This window comes from Micromonospora sp. BQ11, from assembly GCF_052068135.1.
GTDB lineage: Bacteria > Actinomycetota > Actinomycetes > Mycobacteriales > Micromonosporaceae > Micromonospora.
The window spans coordinates 97,154-114,521 of sequence record NZ_JBQHDB010000013.1 but is presented as its reverse complement, the minus strand read 5'-3'; the positions used below and the strand labels follow the sequence as shown (position 1 = coordinate 114,521).

Here is a 17,368-nt window from a genome sequence, read left to right as displayed (position 1 = left end):
CGTCGCACCACCGGCGAAGCCGTGACCGCGCCGACCGGCCGGCCCCCCGCAACCCCGGGTCGCCCCGCCGACCCGGCCCGGCTCCCCCGCCGCCGCGTGGCAAACCCCGGTGCGAAGCCGCCCGTACCTCCCGCGCCCCACACCCGCAGCGCCGCGCCGCGGGGGTACGCGCACGTCCCGCCCCCTTCCGCGACCGCCACGGGCCCGACCGGAACCCCGCCGGCGTGACCGACGGATGACCGGCGGAAAACGCCTGCCCTATGCTGGGAGCGCTCCCGGCTCACGGCGGTGGCCCGCACCCTTCAAGGAGAACCCATGTCGATAGTCACCCGGCGGCACCTGATCCGGCACGCCGCGCTCTCCGCCACCGCCGTGGCCCCCGCGACCGGCGTCAGCCCCCGTGCCACCGCCGTCGCCCCGAGGACCAGCGCCACGCCGAACGGCGGACCAGGTGCGTTCCCTGGCGCCGGTCCACACGCCGGCCGACCGACTGACGGGCGGATCGACGCCGCGACCGACGCCGGCACGGCCGGCGTCCTGCGCTTTCCGGCGGACTTCGGCTGGGGCGCGGCCACCTCCGCGTACCAGATCGAGGGTGCGGCCAAGGAGGACGGTCGCGGCGAGTCGGTGTGGGACACGTTCAGCCGTACACCGGGACGCACCCGCAACGGCGACACCGGCGACGTGGCCGCCGACCACTACCACCGGTACGCCGAGGACCTCGACCTGATGCGCGACCTCGGGCTCCGCAGTTACCGGTTCTCCGTCTCCTGGCCGCGCATCCAGGCCGACGGCACCGGGCCGGCGAACCAGCGGGGCCTGGACTTCTACCGGCGGTTGGTGGACGGCCTGCACGAGCGCGACATCGCGCCGATGGTGACCCTGTTCCACTGGGACCTGCCGCAGGCCCTCCAGGACGCCGGGGGCTGGGAGTCGCGGGACGTGGCCTACCGGTTCGCCGACTACGCCGACCTGGTCTTCCGCGCCCTCGGTGACCAGGTCCCGGTGTGGCTGACCGTCAACGAGCCGAAGACCGTGGTGCAGAACGGCTACCTCACCGGCCACCACGCCCCCGGCCGGCAGGACCCGGACGCCGCGTACCTGGTGGCGCACCACCTCCATCTGGCCCACGGTCTCGCGGTCCAGGCGCTGCGCGCCGGCGGAGGCAGCGGCCGGATCGGCCCGGCCTTCAACCTGCACCCGTGCTACCCCGCCGACTCCTCCCCCGAGGCGGCGTCGGCCACCCGCCTCTACGACGGCTACGAGAACCGTCTCTACCTCGACCCGGTGTTCACCGGCCGCTACCCCGAGGACGTGCTGGCCGACCTCGGCCCGGACAGCCGGATGGTCCGGGGCGTCCGCGACGGCGACCTCGACGTCATCGCCAGCCCGGTCGACCTGCTCGCCGTGCAGTACTACACGCCGATCTACGTCACCGCCGACGGCGGGACGGAGCGGCGCTGGCCGACCTCGCAGGCCGACTGGCAGCAGATCCACCCCGACGGGATGTACGACATCCTCACCCGGGTCACTCGCGAGTACGGGCCGGTCCCGCTGACCGTGACCGAGAACGGGCTGCCCACACCGGACGCCGTCGGCGCCGACGGCAGCGTCGACGATGCCGGGCGGATCGCCTTCCTGCGCGACCACCTGGCCGCCGCGCACCGGGCCGTGAACGCCGGTGTGCCGCTGGAGAGCTTCCACGTCTGGTCGCTGCTGGACAACTTCGAGTGGAACGAGGGGTACGACCAGCGCTGGGGCCTGGTGTACGTGGACTACCCCACCCAGCGCCGGATCCCGAAGAACAGCGCACACTGGTATCGCCGGGTCATCGCCCAGAACGGCTTCTGACGAGCCGGTCGTGCTCCCCACCCGACGCCGGTCGGCGGGCGTCGGGTGGGGCCGGAACCCCGGAGCGCAATTTCACGGAAAGAGGGGCTATTCCGCTCGGAATAGCCCCTCTTTCTCTGAAATTGCGCGCAGCGGAACGGGGGTGGGGGGTCAGCGGGGCAGGGCCTGCTGGAGTTCCGCGCGCAGCGCCGGGGTCAGCATCTCGCCCGCCTGCTTGGCCAGCCGCGCCATCTCGTAGCCGACGACGCCGATGTCGGCGTCCGCGCCGGCGAGGGTGGCCAGGATCGACCCGTCCCGCACCTGCATGACGAGGAAGTAGCCGCGGCCCATCTCGACCACGGTCTGCTTGACCACGTCGCCGTCGAACATCTGGGCCGCGCCGGCGGTGATGCTCATCAGACCGGAGGTCACCGCCGCGAGCTTGTCGGCGTTGTCGCGGGGCAGGTGGTCGGAGATCGCGACCAGCAGGCCGTCGGAGGAGACCACGACCGCGTGCGCCACCCCCGGCACGCGCTGCGCGAACGCGCTGACCAGCCAGCTCAGGTCCCGGGCCTCCTGGCTCAACGTCGTCATGGTGCTCCCCCTTCAGTGCGTCCGCCGGTCGGCGGCACAGGTATCTCGGTGGTGGTCTCGGCCTCGGCACGCCGGACGCCGCTGTAGAGGCGTGACAGCATGCCGCCGACCGCCTCCGGGTCCGGATCGTGCCGGCGCTCCGGCTGATCGGGCCGGGCCGACTGGGTGACGGCGGACAACTGCGCCATCGGCACCCGTACGGGCAGACCCCGGTCGTTGGTTCCGCCGGTGACCGGGACGGTCGGCGGGGCGGGACGCTCGGCGGCAATCGGTGCCGGCCCCTGGCGCGTCCACCAGCCGCTCCCGGTGGGCGCGGGCGGTGCGCCGGCCGGGGCGAGCGCGTCCTCGGCCCGGACCGGGACCCCGCGGCTCTGACGCGGCACACCGGGCGTCTCCGGGCGGCGCCCGGCCACCGGAAGCTCACCCGAGGCCGGCGGGAGGACCCAGTCCGGAACGCGCCGGGCACCGCCGCCGGCGGTCGCCGTCGGGGCCGTCCCCCGCTCGGGCGGCGCGACGGCGAGCAGCTTCCCGGGCAGCCGGATCCGGGCGACCAGGCCGGGCCGGCCGGCGGGGGCGGCGTGCAGCCGCACCTCGACGCCGAGCCGGGCGGCCAGATGGCTCACCACGAACAGACCCATCCGCTCCACGGTGGCCACGTCGGCCGCGGGTGGGGTGGTCAGGACGGCGTTCGCCTCGGCCAACCCCGTGGGACTCATCCCCAGACCCTGGTCGACGATCGCGACGTACGCCGCTTCGGCGTCCACGTCGGCCTGGACCTCGACCGTCGTGTCCGGCCGGGAGAACGCCGTGGCGTTCTCCAGCAGCTCGGCGAGCAGGTGGACCAGCTCACCCACGGCGTGTCCGACGACGTGCAGGTCGGCCACCGACCCGTGCCGGATCCGCTGGTACTGCTCGATCTCGGCGCTCGCGGCGAGGAGCACCGCGCCGAGGCTGACGGGTCGGTTCCACCGCCGGGTCGACTCGGTGCCGGCGAGGACCAGCAGGCTCTCGTCGTTGCGGCGCATGCGGGCGGCCAGGTGGTCGAGCTTGAACAGGTTCTCCAGCTGATCCGGGTCGCTCTCCTCGCGTTCCAGGTCGTCGAGCAGCTCGAGCTGCCGTTCCACCAGCACCTGGCTGCGCCGCGCGAGGTTGACGAACATCGCGTTGACGTTGCGCCGCATCGTGGCCTGCTCGACGGCGACGCTGACCGCGCTGCGGTGCACGGCGACGAACGCCTCGGCCAGCTCGCCGATCTCGTCGAGTGAGCGCACGACGGCCGGCGGGACGTCGATGGGGGGCACGCCGCCGGTGACGGTACGCAGCCGGTCCAGCGCGTCCGGCAGCTCGACCTGCGCGATCCGCAGGGCCTGCCCGCGCAGCATCTGCATCGACCGGGCGATGGACCGACCGACCAGCAGGGAGATGAGCAACGCGACGAGCAGCACCGCCACGATCACACCGACCACCAGCAGGGTGGTCCGCAGCTGCACGGTGCTGACGTCGTCGGCCTGGCGGACGGCGTCGTCGATGACGCCCGTCTCCACCTGGCGGAACAGCTCCTGACGCTGCTCGCTCGCGGTCCACCACTCCTCCGCGGGCAGCACCGCCGCGCGACCGCCACCGGCGGGCAGGCTCTTCTCCTCCAGCCGGGTCGCCGCCACGAACGCCGGGTCGACCGAGGTCTCGTCGTACCGGCGGACCTGGTCGTTGGTGGCGGCGATCCGGAACGCGCCCAGCGCGGTGAGCTGCTGGGCCCGCAGGTCGGTCAGCAGTACCTGGTCCTCGACGCCGTACCGCCCGGCCCGGCTCGCCTCGTAGAGCTGGGCGCGGATCCGGGACGCGAGTTCCTTGACCCGGGCGATCTGGACGTAGCGCAGCACCGCGTCGCTCAGCGCCGGCTGGTCCTCGCCGGGGGCCGGCTCGGCGAGCAGGTTGAGCAGCGCGTCCACGGCGCGGTTGTAGTTGCCGAGGATGGTGTCGCTGCCCAGCACGGCCGGGAGGATCGCCGCCCGGATGGACACCACCTGCTCGTACGCCTCCCGCACCTCGGAGTACGCGACCCGCCAGGAGGCGTCGGCACCGGCCAGCGGCTCGGCGGCCCGGTCCAACCGCCGAATGGCCTGGTCGGTCTCCTGGTACAACGGCGTGAGGGCGGCGGCGGACGCCTCCCGGTCGACGCCGGTCCCGCCGCGCCGCAGATCGGCCAGCTCACCGGCGGAGCGGTCCCGCTCCTGCTGGAGTTCGTGCACCGCGGCGGCGATCTCCCGGCCGATGCCGACCTGCTGGGCGAAGTCGCCGAGCGCCGTGGTCCGTCCGACCAGTCCGCTGGTCTGGATTCCGGCGAGCACCAGGAACGCCACCGACGGGATGACCAGCACGGTGGCGAGCTTCGTACGCATCCGCCAGTCCCGCATCCGGAACGGCGAGCGCCGCCGGTGGGCTACGACGCGGACGTCGAACCGGCGGCGGTGGTTCGACACCGTGCCCTGCGCCGCGTCCGGATCTACGCCCACCCGTGCCTCCTCGCACCCTCCCGCGTCCGCCGGGACCCGGGGAGCGGAATCCATCCAACCAGGCCCGCGAGCTGTGTCAACGACCCGGCCGGAGGTGCGACTCAGGAATACGAGTGCTTCTCATCCGTCCGGACGATGTCGGTGAGTCCCACGGCGTCGCGAAGGCGACCCAGCGCGACGAGCGCCCCTCCGGTCGCCCCGATCTCCGGGTTGCGCTCGTGCCACACCGGGCGGGGGGCGAGCGCCGCGCCGAACGCGTTGCGCCACCAGGGTGACGCGGCCACCGCTCCCCCGCCGAGCACCACCTCGACCGACCTGTCCACCGTGGACTCCAGCTCGGCCAGGTCCTCCGCGACCAGGTCGCAGAGCCCACGCATCAGCCCGGCGACGATCTCGGTGGCGGTGGTGCCGAAGCTCAGCTGGCGCAGCTCCCCCGACCCGGCCGGGGCCAGGCCCGGGGGCCGGTCGCCACCGAAGCGCACGTTCGCCGGTCGACCGCCGTCCGGGGGTACCCGTGCCAGCGCCGCCTCCAGCTCCGCCCCCCGGGGCAGCCGCAGCTCCCGGTTGGCCCAGGCGAACAGGTTGCCTCCGGAGGAGTACGCGGCGCCGGTCACCACGTGGTCGTGGTCGACCCGGTAGCGCCACAGGTCGTCCGGCAACCGGGGCAGGTTCCGACCCGCCTCCAGGTGCTGGACCAGCCGCACCGCCGCCGACGTACCGACGGTCACCGCGGCCCGGCTCTCGTCGACGCAGCCGGAGCCGACGTTGGAGGCGGCGCCGTCACCCACCGGGGCGGCCCATCCCACGTCGGCGAGGGCGGGCCACCGGCGGGCGTGGTCGGCGCGCAGCCGCCCGCGCCACGTGGCCGGGGCCAGCTCGGGCAGCTCCTCCGGGCGGGAGCCGGCCAACGTGCAGGCCTCGGCGTCCCAGCCCATCGTGCGCAGGTCGAGCAGCCCGGTGCCGGAGGCCTGGGAGACGGACATCGGGGCGGCGTCCAGCAGCGCACCCAGCACGTACTCGGACAGGCCGACGAACCGGCCGACCGTGGTGCCGGTGTGCGCGCGCAGCCAGGGCAGCCGCATCGACCAGTAGCAGCGGTGCCACCACGTACCGGTGCGCTGGTGGAACGCGTCGGGGTCGGCCGGACCGGTGGCGCCGGCGACCGGAACCGGGCGGGTGTCCAACCAGGTGAGGACCGGCCCGAGCGGTTCGCCCGCGGCGTCGAGGGGCACCACCGAGTGCCACTGCGCGGACGTGGTGACCAACCCGATGTCGTGCAGGTGACCGCCGGCCGCCAGCTCGTCCAGGCACGCGACCAGGCCGGCCAGGTAGGTGTCGGCGTCGAGGGTGCCGGCACCGTCGTCGTTGACGGTCAGGGTCATCTTGTGCCGGGCGAGGGCGCCGGGCAGCGGCCGGGCGTCGCCGTCCAGCACGAGTCCGCGGACCGAGGAGGTTCCCAGGTCGAGGGCGAGAATGTTCATCGCCGGTCACGTTATCCGGCCGGCAGCCCTCCCGCCGGACGACTCCTGGGCCGACCCGCTTCCCGGCACCGCGCACACCGCGTAGGGTGAACGCATGCTCGCGCACCCGACCTGCTGGTGGCCCGCCGACCCGGCGGCCACCCCCCGCGCGTAGCTTTCCCCACGCGGCCGCCCGACGAGGCGGCCGCCGGTCTTCCCTTCCGGCCCACCGGTCGCCCCGAGCGGGCGGCTACCGGCCCGAGGAGACCTGATGACCCACCTGTCCGAGCTGATCGCCGCCGCCCTGCGCGGCGCCGACGTCGGCCCGTTCGCGCTCGTCCGGCGTGAGGGCGCCGACCACGTCGACCTGTTCACCGGTGCCGTGCGCGCGGTGGACCGGCTCGCCGACGTCCCGCTGGCGACCGGCGCCACCGGCCCCCGCACCCTGGCGCTGGTGCCGTTCCGGCAGGTCGCCGAGCGCGGCTTCGCCTGTGTGGACGACGGGGTGCCGCTGGAGTGCCTGGAGATCGACCGGCAGGAGCGGGTCGACCTGGCCGACGTGCTCGCCGCGCTGCCCGACGTCCCGGTGGTCACCTCGGGTGCGGCCTTCGACGTGACCGACGAGGAGTACGCGGCGACGGTGGGCCGGGTGCTGGCCGAGGAGATCGGTCGCGGGGAGGGCGCCAACTTCGTCGTCCACCGCACGCTGCGCGCCACCGTGCAGGGGTCGCCGCTGGTCGCGGCGTTGGCCGCGCTGCGTCGGCTGCTGGTGCGGGAACGGGGGGCGTACTGGACGTTCCTCGTGCACACCGGCACCCGGATCCTCGTCGGCGCCAGCCCGGAACGGCACGTCAGCGTCGACGACGGCCTGGTCATGATGAACCCGATCAGCGGCACCTTCCGGCACGGTGGCGCGGGCGCCGACCGGGCGGCGCTGCTGCGCTTCCTCGCCGACCCCAAGGAGGTCGAGGAGCTGTACATGGTGCTCGACGAGGAGCTGAAGATGATGGCCACCGTCGCCGAGCACGGCGGCCAGGTGGTCGGCCCGTACCTGAAGGAGATGTCCCACCTGGCGCACACCGAGTACCTGCTCGCGGGCCGGGGCACGAAGGACGTGCGCGAGGTGCTGCGGGAGACGATGTTCGCCCCCACGGTCACGGGCAGTCCGATGGAGAACGCGTGCCGCGTGATCGCCCGCCACGAGCGCACCGGCCGGCGCTACTACGCGGGCGTGCTGGCCCTGCTCGGCCACGACGACACCGGCCGGCAGACACTGGACGCGCCGATCCTCATCCGTACCGCCGAAATCTCCCCCGACGGCGCCCTGCGGGTACCGGTCGGCGCGACGCTGGTCCGCCACTCGACCGCGGCCGGCGAGGTGGCCGAGACGCACGCCAAGGCCGCCGGCGTGCTCGCCGCGCTCGGTCTCGGGCCGCAGGCGCCCACGCCGGGCCCCGGGCCCGCACCCCGGCTCGCCGACGACCCGGAGGTACGCGCCGCGCTGGCCGCCCGCAACGCGCCGCTGGCCCGGTTCTGGCTGAACCAGCGGCCTGCGGACGCACCGGGGCGCCCCGGGCTGACCGGGCGGCGGGCGCTGATCGTGGACGGCGAGGACACGTTCACGGGCATGCTCGCGCACCAACTCGGCGCGCTCGGCCTCGCCGTCGAGGTGCGGCCGTGGCAGGTGACCGGGCCGGTGGACGCGTACGACCTCGTGGTGGTCGGCCCCGGCCCCGGCGACCCGGGCAGCCGGGACGACCCGAAGATGGTGGCGATGCGCGGACTGCTCACCGGCCTGCTGGCCGAGCGCCGGCCGACCCTGGCGGTGTGCCTGGGCCACCAACTGCTGTCCGGGCTGCTCGGGTTGCCGCTGCACCGCCGGGACGCGCCCTACCAGGGGCTCCAGCGGGAGGTGACGCTGTTCGGCACGCCCCGCCGGGTGGGCTTCTACTCCACGTTCACCGCCCGCGCCACGGCCGACGAGCTGGTCACCGCGTACGGGCCGGTGGAGGTGGCCCGCGACGGCGCCGACGGCGCGGTGCACGCGCTGCGCGGCGACGGCTTCGCCGGGGTGCAGTTCCACCCGGAGTCGGTGCTGAGCCCCGACGGGGTGGCCGTCCTGGCCGAGTTGCTGGACGCGCTGCTGCCGGCCCCGTCGAGCGGAGTGCGTTCCGCCGTGGCGGAATCGGCGTAGACCCCTCGGGCGCGGGTACCGGTGGAGGCGACCGGCGTTCCGGGCGGGCCGAGAGCCCCCGCCCGGAACGCCGGTCGCCTCCACGCTCAGCCGGCCATGCCTCTCTTCAGCGCGGAACTGATCTCGACGGCTCGCCGCGCCTGCAACGCACACGCACCCAGCGCGACGCTGTCCGGCGCGATCTCACCGTTGTTGCTGGTGTGCGACGCGCCGTACGGGTTGCCGGCGACGAACTGGCTCGGGTCGGTGTACCCGGGGCTGACCACGATGCCGCCCCAGTGGTGGATGACCGTGTACAGCGAGATCAGCGTGGTCTCCTGGCCACCGTTGGCGGTGGCGGTCGAGGTGAACCCCGAGTAGACCTTGTTGACCAGCGCACCCTGCGCCCACAGCGGTCCGGTGGTGTCGATGAACTGCTTGAGCTGGGCGGCGATCATGCCGTACCGGGTCGGGGACCCGAAGATGATCACGTCGGCCCAGGCGATGTCGTCGATCTGCGCCTCGGGTACGTCCTGGGTCTCCAGGTGGTGCGCCTGCCATCCGGAGTTGGAGCGGATCGCCTCCTCCGGCGCCAGCTCGCGCACCTTGCGCAACCGCACCTCGGCACCGGCCTCACCGGCGGCCTCGCACATTGCCTGCGCCATCTGGTACGTGATACCGGTCGCGCTGTAGTAGATCACCGCGACCTTCGTCTGGTCAGCCATCGAATGTTCCCCTCCTCAAATATCGGATCAGCCCCGGCGACTTCCCGTTACTTGCGGCGTCAAACGCCCGGTCCGTCGGCTTCGTGTCCACCGGTCGACGGACACCGGGGTTCCGTCCGACGGTCGTCCCGGACGGGGTGGGTACGGGCCGACGATCGAGGCATGACAGAAACCCCCGCCGTCCGGGTCCGCGGACTCCGCAAGACGTACGGCGCCCTGACCGCCCTGGACGGCATCGACCTGGACATCGGCACCGGCGAGGTGCTCGCCCTGCTCGGCCCGAACGGTGCCGGCAAGACCAGCACGGTGGAGATCCTGGAGGGACACCGCGACCGCGACGCCGGCGAGGTCGCCGTGCTGGGCCGGGATCCCCGCCGGGGTGACCTGGCGTGGCGGGCCGAACTCGGCATCGTCCTGCAGGACTGCGCCGACCTGGGCGAACTGACCGTCCGGGAGACCGTCCACCACTTCGCCCGCTACTTCCCCCGGCCGCGCGATCCGGAGGAGGTGATCGCGCTGGTGGGCCTCGCCGACAAGGCGGGTACCCGGATCCGGGCCCTCTCCGGCGGCCAGCGGCGCCGCCTCGACGTGGCCGTCGGCGTCATCGGCCGGCCCCGGCTGCTCTTCCTCGACGAGCCGACCACCGGGTTCGACCCGCAGGCGCGCCGGTTGTTCTGGAGCCTCATCCGGTCCCTCGTCGGGCGGCACGGGACCACCGTCCTGCTGACCACCCACTACCTCGACGAGGCCGAGGCGCTGGCCGACCGCCTGGTGGTGATCGCCGGCGGCCGGGTGGTGGCCGAGGGTGCACCGGCGACCCTCGGCGGCCGGGCCGCCGTCCGCACCACCGTCCGGTGGGCCGACGGACAACAGGACACCGAGGACCCCGCCGCCCTCGTCGCCGACCTCGCCCGCCGCTACGCCGGCACGGTGCCCGGGCTGACCGTGAGCCGCCCCAGCCTGGAGGACGTCTACCTCGACCTGATCGGAGAGCACTCGTGACCACCGCCACGTACCGACCGTCCGCCGCCCGGCTCGGCCTGCACCGCGCCGCCGTCGAACTGCGCGCGTTCGCCCGGGAGCGCGACGCCGTCGTCTTCACCTTCGCGCTGCCGATCGTGATCCTCGCCCTCCTGGGATCCATCTACGACGGCGTGTACGAAGGCAGCGACGTCACCACCGCCCAGTACCTCGCCCCCAGCATGGTCGCGGCCGGCATCGCCTCGACCACCTTCGTCAACATCGGCGCGGGGATCGCCGCCGACCGGGACGACGGCACGCTCAAGCGCCTACGCGGCGTGCCCATGCCGCCGGCCGCGTACTTCGTGGGAAAGGTCCTGATGGCGCTGCTCATCAGCGTCGGCGAGACCGTGCTGCTGCTGGCGATCGGGGTGTTCGCCTTCGACCTCGCACTGCCGGCCGACGCGGGCCGCTGGTTCACCTTCGGCTGGGTGTTCCTGCTCGGGGTGGTCGCCTGTTCCCTGCTCGGGGTGGCGGCGAGCAGTATGGCCGGGTCGGCGCGCAGCGCGGGGGCGGTGATGAACCTGCCGTACCTGGTGCTCGCGTTCATCTCCGGGATCTACTTCACCCCGATCGGTCACCTTCCGGAGCCCCTGGTCACGGCGGGATCGCTGTTTCCCCTCAAGTGGATGGCGCAGGGCTTCCGGTCGGCGTTCCTGCCGGACACCATCCTGGCTCAGGAGGTCGTACCCTCCTGGGAGCACGGCCGGATCGCGCTCGTGCTCGCCGCGTGGTGCATAGGAGGCCTGGTCCTGTGTCTGACCACCTTCCGCTGGCGAGGTCGGCGGGACCGGTGAGCGGGACGGAAGCCCAACCGGCGACCTCCGGGTGGACCAGCCGGTTCGTCCTCTGGGACGCCTACTTCGCGGTGACCGGGCTGGGGGTGGGCACCGCCGTCGTCGCCGAGCCGGGCCACCCCGGCCCCACCCGGCTCGGGGCGGCGCTTCTCTTCGTGGCACTCGGTGCGTGGTACGTCGCGTTCGGCCGGGCGTTGATGCGCGACGCGGTCGAGGACTGGCGGGGGTACGTCTACCTGGCGGGCGTCGTCATGCTGTACGTCCCGGCGGTGCTGCTGTCCGGGATCGCCTCCTTCGCGCTGTTCGCCCTGTGCCCGCAGGCGTTCATGGTGCTGCCCGCCGCACCGGCCGTCGGCGCGGTGGTGCTGCTCAACGCCGTGCACGTGGTCGTCCTCGCCGTCCGCGCCCGGGACCTGGCCGAGGTGACCGCCCCGCTGCTGATCGCGGCCCTGATCGTCGGCGTGGTGTCGATGATCGGCGTCTGGTCGCAGCGCACGGTCGCCGAGAGCGACCGGCGGGCCGAGCTGATCGCCGAACTGGACCGGTCCCGGGACGAGGTCGCCCGGCTGTCCCGGCAGGCGGGTGTCACCGCCGAACGGCAGCGGCTGGCCGCCGACATCCACGACACCGTCGCGCAGGGGCTGTCCAGCGTGGTGATGCTGATCCAGGCCGCGGACGCCGATCTGGACCGGGACCCGTCGTCGGCCCGCCGTCACCTCGGCCTGGCGGTGGACACCGCCCGGGACAGCCTGGCCGAGGTTCGCGCTCTGGTCGCGGCCCTCACCCCTGCCGCGCTCACCGACAGCCCGCTCTCCCAGGCCCTGCACCGACTGGTCGAGCGGTTCGGCCGGGAGACCGCTCTGACGGTCCACGTCACGGCGGGCGGGACGATCCGCCCCCTGGCCACCTCGGTCGAGGTGGTGCTGCTGCGCGCGGCACAGGAGGCGCTCGCCAACGTCCGCCGACACGCGGCGGCGACCACCGTGACCGTTCGGCTCGATGACCGCACCGACACCCTGGTCCTGGAGATCGCCGACGACGGCACCGGGTTCGACCTGGCGGACACCGGCGACGGCTACGGCCTGGCCGCCATGGCCGACCGCGTCGCACAGGTACAGGGCACGACCACCATACGGTCGGCGCGGGGCGAAGGCACGACGATACGGGTGGAGGTGCCGTACTCATGATCTCGGTGCTGCTGGTCGACGACCACGCCGTGGTTCGCGCCGGGGTGTCCGGCATGCTCGGTGGCGAGCCGGACATCACCGTGGTCGGCGAGGCGGCCTCCGGAACCGAGGCGGTGGCGGCCGTCCAGGCGCTGCGGCCGGACGTGGTCCTGATGGACCTGCGACTGCCCGGCCTCGACGGGGCCACGGCCACCGCTCAGGTGATGGCGGTCGCCCCGGCGACCCGGGTGGTGGTGCTGACGACGTACGAGACCGACGCCGACATCCTGCGCGCGGTCGAGGCCGGGGCGGCCGGCTATCTGCTCAAGGACGTCTCCCGGGCGGACCTGGTCCGGGCGGTCCGGGCCGCCGCGCGCGGCGGCACCGTCCTCGCGCCCTCGGTGGCGACCCGGCTGCTGCACCAGGTACGCCGCCCCGCACGGGAGTCGCCGTCCCCTCGCGAGATCGAGGTGCTCCGGCTCGTCGCGCGGGGACTGTCCAACGCCGAGATCGGGCGGGAGCTGCACATCAGCGAGGCCACCGTGAAGACGCATCTGCTGCGCAGCTTCGCCAAGCTCGGCGTCTCCGACCGGACCGCGGCGGTCACCACGGCCATGGCCGCCGGCCTGCTCTGACCTCGACGGCGCGACCCGCTCGGGGTGGCGTCACGGCATGATCGGTGGATGGAGATCAGGGAGGCGACCGCCGCGGACTGGCCCCGGATCTGGCCGTTCCTGCGGGAGATCGTGGCGGCCGGCGAGACGTACACGTGGCCGCGCGACGTGGGCGAGGAGCACGCCCGGGCGCTGTGGACGGTGCCCCCGCCAAGTCGCACCGTGGTGGCCGTCGACGCCGATGGCACGGTTCTGGGCTCGGCGAAGCTCACGCCGAACCAACTCGGGCCGGGCGACCACGTGGCCAACGCGAGCTTCATGGTGGATCCCGCCGCGGCCCGGCGCGGGGTGGGCCGCGCGCTCGGGGCGTACGTGCTCGAGCAGGCCCGCGCCGACGGCTACCGGGCCATGCAGTTCAACGCCGTGGTGGCCACCAACACCCGCGCGGTGGCCCTGTGGCACTCGCTCGGCTTCACGGTCGTCGGTCGGGTGCCCGAGGGCTTTCGGCACCCCACGCAGGGGTACGTCGACCTGCTGGTCATGCATCGACGACTGTGACCGCAGCTCAAGATTTCCGCAAGTTCGGGCCGGCGTCGACCCCGGCCGTGGCAGGGGCGGGCATCCTGATCGCACCGGCGCCGGCCGTACCATCGCCGCCCCTGCGCCGGTCGACCTGAACGGGGGATCGCGCTCCGCCGGCACTGTCGCCGGCGTAGCGCGATCAGGGGGTCGCCACCCCGTCACTGCTCGATGCGGTCCCGCAGGTCGTCGACCTGCTGCTGGAGCCGGTCCACCGCGCCCTCGTTGTTGAGGAACGTGGTGATGCCGGCGCCGAGCGCCAGCCCGATCAGCAGGGCGAGCACGCTGAGCACCAGACCGCCGATCGCGACTCCCCGGCCGGTCACGCCCGGACGGCCGGCCATCTTGAGGCCGACAATGCCCAGGATCACGCCGATGATGGCGAGCACCACGCCGATCCAGGCGAGGATCGCGGTGAGCACGCTGATCAGCGCGGAGACGCCGAACACCAGTGCGAAAGTGGCGGCGGCGCTGGTCTTCGCCGCCGTGCCCGATCCGCCCCGCCGCTCGGTGCGGGTCGGTGCGCCGGCACCTCGGGCCGGCTCGTTGTACGCAGTCATCTCGCTCCCTCCCGTGCGCTGGCGCGCATACCTCCGCGCGCCGCATCCCCCCTCCTGACCGGCCTATGCCTCGGTGTCGGTGGCGGGTCCTAGGCTGGCCGCGACCCGGAGGAGGACAGTGACCGTCGACCTGACCCCGCGCGCCGCACTCGCACTGCGGATGACGAGTCTGCTGCTGCGGCCCCACCCCACCACGCGCGCCGACGGCGTGGCCGAGGTGGTGGAGTGGCTCGGCGCCATGCAGGCACAGGATCTGGCGAGCGGCCTGTGGTCGCTGGGGGTCCGGCTGCCGGCCCTGTCCGAGGCGGACGTCCGGGCCGCGCTGGAGCGCCGGGAGGCGCTGCGCACCTGGCCGATGCGGGGCACCGTCCACCTGGTCGCGCCCGCCGACGCCCGGTGGATGCTGGAGCTGACCGGCGTACGCTCGCTGGCCGGCGCCGCGACCCGGCGGGCGGCGCTCGGGCTCACCGAGGCCGACGCGGACCGCGCGGTCGAGGTGCTCGGCGCCGCGCTGGCCGGCGGCGGCCGGCTGACCCGCGCGCAGTGCCTGGCCACGCTGGAGGCCGCCGGCATCGCCACCGGCGGGCAGCGCGGCTACCACCTGCTGTGGTACGCGAGCGTCCGCGGCGTCACCTGCCTCGCCGGCGCGGACCAGTCCTTCGCGCTGCTCGACGAGTGGGCACCCGCACCGCGCCGCCCCGAGCGGGACGAGGCGCTGGCCCTGCTCGCCCTGCGGTACGTGCGCGGCCACGGCCCGGTCACCGCGCGGGAGTTCGCCGGTTGGACCGGGCTCACCCTCACCGACGCGCGACGCGCCTTCGCCGCCGCCGGGGACGCGCTGGCGGAGGTGTCCGTCGACGGGGAGCCGGCGTCGGTGGACCGGGCCCTGCTCGACGCGCCGCCCCGGCCCGTCGACGACCTGCTGGTGCTCCCGGGCTTCGACGAGTACCTGCTGGGCTACCGCGACCGGACGCTGATGCTCGACCCGGCGCACGCCCGCGCGATCGTGCCCGGCGGCAACGGCGTCTTCCAGGCCACCGTGGTGCGTGCCGGTCGGGTGGTCGGCACGTGGAAGCGGACCATCGGCCCGGCCCGGGTGACGGTGACCGTCCACCCACTGGTCGACCTGGACGCCCGGCAGCGCGCCCGGGTGGAGCGTGCCCTGGGTCGCTACGCGGCCTTCCTCGACCGCACGCCGCGCATCGACTGGTCGACCTGAGCCTGCTCAGACGGTGTCGTCGTCGGCCGGGCGGGGACGGCCGGCGGTGAGCAGCTTCGCGACACGGGCGACCCGCGGGTCGTCGCGGATCTCGGCCAGCGACGCCGGCAGGGGCAGCCGCCAGTTCGGGTACTCGTCCACCGTGCCCGGCATGTTGGGTTGCCGCACCTCGCCCAGCACGTCGTAGAGGGAGGCGGCGAGCAGCCGCGTCGGGCTGGCCGCCAGGGCGGCGTGCAAGGCGGTCACGACGTCCTCGTCCGACGGCGTCTCAGCCCCCTCCAGCGGTTCCGGGAGCAGCTTCTCGGCCCGCAGCATCGCGATCAGCTCCCGCCGGTCGGCCTCGGCGCGCTCCCGCTCGGCCGTCACGTCGCGGGCGAGCAGCTTCAGCTCGGCACGGACCCGCACGTGCTCGCCGCTGAGGAAACCCGGCGCGGTGGGCAGGTCGTGGGTGGAGATGGTCGCCAGGGCGGTACGCGGCCAACGAGCCGGCGGCAGGAAGCCACCGTCGTCGTCGCGGGCGAACCAGAGCACGGTCGAGCCGAGCATGTTGCGCTCCCGCAGGCCGTGGGTGACGGCCTTCTCGACCGTGCCCAGGTCCTCACCGACCACCACCGCGCCCGCCCGGTGCGCCTCCAGGGCGAGGATGCCGAGCATGGCATCGGCGTCGTAGCGGACGTACGTGCCCTCGGCCGGACCGGCGCCCGGCGGCACCCACCACAGTCGCCAGAGCCCGGCGACGTGGTCCACCCGCAGCCCGCCCGCGTGCCGAAGGACGCGGCGCAGCATGTCGCGGTAGGCCGCGTACCCCGTGGCGGCGAGCCGGTCGGGACGCCAGGCGGCCAGCCCCCAGTCCTGCCCGAGCTGGTTGAATTCGTCCGGGGGCGCGCCGACGTGGACGCCCTCGGCCAGGACGTCGGCGAGCTGCCACCCGTCGGCGCCGCACGGGTCGACTCCGACCGCCAGGTCGTGCACGATGCCGACCGGCATGCCGGCGGCCCGGGCCGCCTCGGCGGCGGTTGCCAGCTGCGCGTCGCAGAGGTGCTGCACCCAGGCGTGGAAGGCCACCTGGTCGGCGAGTCGTTCCCGCTCGGCGGCCACCTCCGGCCCGTCCGGCCGGCGCAGACCCACCGGCCAGCGGCGCCAGTCGCGGCCGTGCCGCTCGGCCAGGGCGCACCACGTCGCGAAGGCCGTCAGGTCCTCGTCGGCGTCGAACGGCTCACCGAAGGGCCGCAGCAGTTCCAGGGCGTGCCGCTTCGCGGTCCAGACCGCGTCGTAGTCCACGAGGTCGCTGTGGTCCGGGCGCAGCGCGTCCACCACCGCCCGCGTCGCCGGGTCGGCCGCCCGGTACGCGGAGGTGTCGGCCACCCGCAGGTAGAGCGGGTTGGCGAAGCGCCGGCTGGACGGCGAGTACGGCGACGGGGCCACCGGGTGCGTCGGCGCGGGCGCGTGCAGCGGGTTCAGCAGCACCAGGCCGGCGCCGGTGCGCCCGGACCAGCTGGTGAACTCGGCCAGGTCGCCGAGGTCGCCCATGCCCCACGACCGTTCGGAGCAGAGCGCGTAGAGCTGGAGCATCCACCCCCAGGCCGCGGGCGGCTCGGGCAGCCGTGGTGGCACCACGACCAGCGGCACCTGCCGGCCCTGGTACTCCAACCGGTGCCAGCCCAACGGCAGGTCCCCCGGGAGCGCGCCGTCGGCGCGGCGGGTGCCGCCCTCCTCCAGCAGCACCGTGGCGGGGCCGGGCAGCGGGCGGGTGTCGCCGGCGGTGAGCACCACCGTCGGGGGCAGCGCGTGCGGGTCGCGCGCCTGCACCTCGGCCAGCGCGTCGGCGATCGCGGCCGGGCCGGTGGCGTCCACGCCGAGCAGCCCGAGCACGGCGACGACGGTCTCCGGCGCGACCTCCACCCGACGGTGCAGCCAGTCCTCGTACGAGGTCGCCACGCCGTGCGCCTGAGCCAGGGCGACCAGCCCTCGATCCATGTCCCATCCACCTCCGGAGCCCCAACGGCCTCACCATGCCATGTGGTGCGGGTCCCCGCAGCACTGCTCCTATCCGACGCGCCATCGACGTGACCCCTCGGGCCGGGCGGGTATCCAGGCCGTGACACGAGAGGGAGGTAA

General features: G+C 74.3%; 14 protein-coding genes. 8 read left to right on the top strand and 6 right to left on the bottom strand.

The window, feature by feature from the left end; all coding sequences use genetic code 11:
• Positions 1-315: 315 nt before the first annotated feature.
• On the top strand, positions 316-1,851 hold the full coding sequence (locus ACTMSW_RS24665) for a GH1 family beta-glucosidase (RefSeq protein ID WP_441183059.1): 1,536 nt from the start codon (positions 316-318) through the stop codon (positions 1,849-1,851).
• Positions 1,852-2,001: 150 nt separating this feature from the next.
• Here ACTMSW_RS24665 and ACTMSW_RS24660 read toward each other — a convergent pair whose 3' ends face one another.
• From ACTMSW_RS24660 to ACTMSW_RS24650, 3 genes are all read right to left on the bottom strand, one after another.
• On the bottom strand, positions 2,002-2,424 hold the full coding sequence (locus tag ACTMSW_RS24660; protein ID WP_441183058.1) for a roadblock/LC7 domain-containing protein: 423 nt from the start codon (positions 2,422-2,424) through the stop codon (positions 2,002-2,004).
• Entirely contained in the window at positions 2,421-4,937 is a 2,517-nt protein-coding gene (locus tag ACTMSW_RS24655) for a nitrate- and nitrite sensing domain-containing protein (protein ID WP_441183057.1), read from the bottom strand. The genes ACTMSW_RS24660 and ACTMSW_RS24655 overlap by 4 nt, the downstream gene beginning before the upstream one ends.
• A 101-nt stretch (positions 4,938-5,038) precedes the next feature.
• Positions 5,039-6,418, bottom strand: coding sequence for an FGGY family carbohydrate kinase (locus tag ACTMSW_RS24650; RefSeq protein WP_441183056.1), 1,380 nt, complete (start codon positions 6,416-6,418; stop codon positions 5,039-5,041).
• Positions 6,419-6,668: 250 nt separating this feature from the next.
• Here ACTMSW_RS24650 and ACTMSW_RS24645 point away from each other — a divergent pair, with 250 nt between their 5' ends.
• Positions 6,669-8,591 (top strand): chorismate-binding protein, encoded by a 1,923-nt coding sequence (locus tag ACTMSW_RS24645; protein ID WP_441183055.1) that lies wholly within the window; start codon positions 6,669-6,671, stop codon positions 8,589-8,591.
• 86 nt (positions 8,592-8,677) lie between these two features.
• Here ACTMSW_RS24645 and wrbA read toward each other — a convergent pair whose 3' ends face one another.
• Positions 8,678-9,295, bottom strand: coding sequence for an NAD(P)H:quinone oxidoreductase (gene wrbA, locus ACTMSW_RS24640; protein ID WP_441183054.1), 618 nt, complete (start codon positions 9,293-9,295; stop codon positions 8,678-8,680).
• 162 nt (positions 9,296-9,457) lie between these two features.
• On the opposite strand from wrbA, the gene ACTMSW_RS24635 reads away from it, so the two are divergent.
• The 5 genes from ACTMSW_RS24635 to ACTMSW_RS24615 are packed head-to-tail and all read left to right on the top strand — an operon-like array spanning position 9,458 to position 13,450.
• Positions 9,458-10,297, top strand: a complete 840-nt coding sequence (locus ACTMSW_RS24635) for an ABC transporter ATP-binding protein (protein ID WP_441183053.1) — start codon at positions 9,458-9,460, stop codon at positions 10,295-10,297.
• Positions 10,294-11,112, top strand: coding sequence for an ABC transporter permease (locus ACTMSW_RS24630; RefSeq protein ID WP_441183052.1), 819 nt, complete (start codon positions 10,294-10,296; stop codon positions 11,110-11,112). The genes ACTMSW_RS24635 and ACTMSW_RS24630 overlap by 4 nt, the downstream gene beginning before the upstream one ends.
• A complete protein-coding gene (locus ACTMSW_RS24625; protein WP_441183051.1) occupies positions 11,109-12,299 on the top strand; it encodes a sensor histidine kinase in 1,191 nt (396 codons plus the stop codon). The genes ACTMSW_RS24630 and ACTMSW_RS24625 overlap by 4 nt, the downstream gene beginning before the upstream one ends.
• Complete coding sequence (locus ACTMSW_RS24620; RefSeq protein ID WP_441183050.1) at positions 12,296-12,913, top strand: response regulator; 618 nt, start codon at positions 12,296-12,298, stop codon at positions 12,911-12,913. Before ACTMSW_RS24625 ends, ACTMSW_RS24620 begins: the two co-directional genes overlap by 4 nt.
• A gap of 48 nt (positions 12,914-12,961) precedes the next feature.
• Positions 12,962-13,450 carry an N-acetyltransferase family protein gene (locus tag ACTMSW_RS24615; protein ID WP_441183049.1) on the top strand — a complete coding sequence of 163 codons (489 nt, stop codon included), beginning with the start codon at positions 12,962-12,964 and terminating at the stop codon, positions 13,448-13,450.
• Between the two features lie 182 nt (positions 13,451-13,632).
• On the opposite strand, the gene ACTMSW_RS24610 is transcribed toward ACTMSW_RS24615, so the two are convergent.
• Positions 13,633-14,031, bottom strand: coding sequence for a DUF4190 domain-containing protein (locus ACTMSW_RS24610; RefSeq protein WP_441183048.1), 399 nt, complete (start codon positions 14,029-14,031; stop codon positions 13,633-13,635).
• A gap of 118 nt (positions 14,032-14,149) precedes the next feature.
• Between ACTMSW_RS24610 and ACTMSW_RS24605 the strand changes: the two genes are divergently transcribed.
• Positions 14,150-15,250 (top strand): winged helix DNA-binding domain-containing protein, encoded by a 1,101-nt coding sequence (locus tag ACTMSW_RS24605; protein ID WP_441183047.1) that lies wholly within the window; start codon positions 14,150-14,152, stop codon positions 15,248-15,250.
• 6 nt (positions 15,251-15,256) lie between these two features.
• Here the strand turns inward: ACTMSW_RS24605 and malQ are convergent, their stop codons facing one another.
• The gene (gene malQ / locus ACTMSW_RS24600; RefSeq protein ID WP_441183046.1) at positions 15,257-17,227 is read right to left on the bottom strand and encodes a 4-alpha-glucanotransferase; all 1,971 of its coding nucleotides are present in this window, start codon (positions 17,225-17,227) and stop codon (positions 15,257-15,259) included.
• Positions 17,228-17,368: the final 141 nt, after the last annotated feature.